Annotated in this window: 3 protein-coding genes; all 3 read right to left on the bottom strand. The window is 64.1% G+C overall.

The annotated features are described in order from the left end of the window. Nucleotides 1-34: 34 nt before the first annotated feature. The gene (tnpC, locus tag AC5ZG1_RS43765; protein WP_464349953.1) at nucleotides 35-1,663 is read right to left on the bottom strand and encodes an IS66 family transposase; all 1,629 of its coding nucleotides are present in this window, start codon (nucleotides 1,661-1,663) and stop codon (nucleotides 35-37) included. Nucleotides 1,664-1,733: 70 nt separating this feature from the next. Continuing rightward, entirely contained in the window at nucleotides 1,734-2,081 is a 348-nt protein-coding gene (gene tnpB / locus AC5ZG1_RS43760; protein WP_464349952.1) for an IS66 family insertion sequence element accessory protein TnpB, read from the bottom strand. Beyond that, the gene (gene tnpA, locus AC5ZG1_RS43755) at nucleotides 2,078-2,482 is read right to left on the bottom strand and encodes an IS66-like element accessory protein TnpA (protein ID WP_464349951.1); all 405 of its coding nucleotides are present in this window, start codon (nucleotides 2,480-2,482) and stop codon (nucleotides 2,078-2,080) included. Before tnpA ends, tnpB begins: the two co-directional genes overlap by 4 nt. Between the last annotated feature and the right edge of the window lie 59 nt (nucleotides 2,483-2,541).

The raw sequence follows: 2,541 nt of genomic DNA, 5'->3' as shown, positions 1-2,541 counted from the left end.
CGTAAGCATCCGGTGAGAGCCGCGCAGGGGTCACTCAGGCTGCTTGATTGACTTGCTTATTTCGGTCGCGCCAATTCCAAGGCAGAAGTTCGTCGAGCCGTTGGACCGGATGTGCAGCGATGCGCGCCAGGACGTCGGCGAGCCAAGCCTGTGGATCGAGGTCGTTCATTTTAGCCGTGACGATCAGGCTGTACATCATCGCGGCACGGTCGCCACCGCGGTCGGAGCCACAGAACAGCCACGACTTCCGCCCCAAGGCAATGCCGCGCAGGGCTCGTTCGGCGGCGTTGTTCGACAGGCAGATGCGGCCGTCCTCGAGGAAGCGGGTGAATGCGCTCCAGCGCTTGAGCATGTAGTCCATCGCCTTGGCGACATCGTTGCGCCGTGAGAGCTTGGCGCGTTGCTCACGCATCCAGGTTTCCAAATCGGCGACCAGCGGCGCGCTGAGCTCCTGGCGGACGGCCCGGCGCCGTTCGGGCGTCTCGCCGTTGATGCCTCGCTCGATCTCGAACAAGGCGTCGATCCGGCGGACTGCTTCCAGAGCCAAAGGCGAGATCACCGCTGGCTTTTTGCCCTGCACCTTGCGGCGCGCATTCTCCGCCAGATCAGCCATCACGAAGAACGGCCGTCGGGCATGGACCCAGCACGCCGCTTCCAGGATCGGACCTGCGTTGCGGCCCGGGTCGTAAAGCTTGCCATAGCCGCCATAGGCGTCGGCCTGGAAGATGCCGCTATAGCCGGCCAGATGGGCCTGCGGATGCTCGCCTGCGCGATCGCGCGAGTAATAAAATACTGCCCCCGGCGGGGCCTGCCCACCAAAAGGCTTGTCGTCGCGCGCATAGACCCAGATGCGGCCGGTGTCGGTCTTGCCTTTGGCCAGGACCGGCACCGTCGTGTCATCCCCGTGCAATCGCTCGGCACTCAGCACATGGGCCTCGAGGCGCCGGAACAAGGGCGTCAGCGCGACTGTGCAGCCGCCAACCTGGTCGGCGAGGGTCGACAGGCTGATCGGCACCCCTTCCTTGCCATAGCGTTCCGCCTGCCGGTTTAGCGGCTGGTGCTGGCCGAACTTCTCGAACAGCACCATCGCCAACAAGCTGGGGCCGGCCCAGCCACGGGCGATGACATGGAACGGCGCCGGGGCCTGGCTGATCTTCTCGCAATCACGGCAGCTGAACTTCTCCCGGACGTGCTGGATCACCTTCCAGGATTTCGGGATCACCTCCAGCGTCTCGGTGATGTCCTCCCCGAGCTTGGACAACCGCGCTCCGCCGCAGCAGGCGCACGCCACAGGTCTCGGCACGAGCACGCGCTCGCGAGGCAGATGGTCCGGGAACGGCTGGCGCGACGGCCTCTTGCGCGTGAACGAGGCCACCTTCGTCGTCCTGGCCGCGGCCATTTCGGCAGCGATCTCATCCTCGGTCGCTGAGGCCTCGAGCTCCTCCAGCGTCAGTTCGAGCTGATCCAGCAGCCTTGCGGTACGCTCCGAGCCAGGGCCATAACGATCACGATTCAGCTTTTCGATCTGCAGCTTCAGGTGAGCGATCAGCGCATGGTCGTCGGACTGCTGGGCGCGAACGCTGGCAAGTTCGGCGCGCGTCGCCAGCAACGCGGCCTGCAGCGCCTCAATGTCTTCCGGCAGCTTCTCGGGACCGCTACCCATGCACCGATGGAATCACAAAAGCCGCGATTTGGCGCGCGCTTTTTGCAATCTCACGGGACTATTGCGCAATCTATCCTGCGCTCTGCGGCCGCCAACTGTGTTGGGGGTTGCGCCAGTCGATCGCCTCCAGCAAATAGCCCATCTGAGCTGCGGTCAGCGACATCACGCCGTCCACCGTCGCCGGCCAGATGAAGCGGCCACGGTCCAGCCGCTTGGCATAGAGCGATAGCCCGACCCCGTCGTGCCAAAGCGCCTTGATCAGTGTGCCGGCACGACCACGGAACACAAAGACGTCGCCGGCAAAAGGGTCGCGCCCCAGGCCCTCTTGCACCAGCAATGCCAGACCCTGCATGCCTTTGCGCATATCGGTGTGACCGGTTGCGATCCAGATCCTCGCCCCTGCTGCGATCGGGATCATCGCCGCTCCAGCAGATCCAACACGCGAGACAACGCGGTCGTATCAACGCCGGCGTCCACGATCACGCGACAGGCCTTGCCGACGACAATCTCCATGCGTCCGCTCGCTGGCCCCGCTAAAGATACCGGCGACGCCGGCGGTTGGTCCGGCATCACCATCGCCGGCACAAAGCCGGGCCGGGGATCTTCTTCACCGCCCGTCCGCGTCCCAAACGATCGTCGCCAAGTCAACAGGAGCGAGCGCGAGATGCCGTATCGTCGTGCTGTCGATGAGACCGCGCGCGGTGTCTGCAAACTCTCCAGAACGATCTTGAGTTTCTCGTCATCGCTCCAGCGACGCCGACGGCCAGTCTCGACAACCTCGAACCGTTCAATCTGAGCACTGAACTTATTGCTGTCCATAAGGGCTGTTACACAGCACTCGTCTTAACCCGACAAGGCGGCCCTCACCGGAGGGAGAC

The sequence above is a fragment of the Bradyrhizobium sp. Leo78 genome, assembly GCF_059512425.1.
This window is presented reverse-complemented; position numbering and strand designations above follow the sequence as displayed.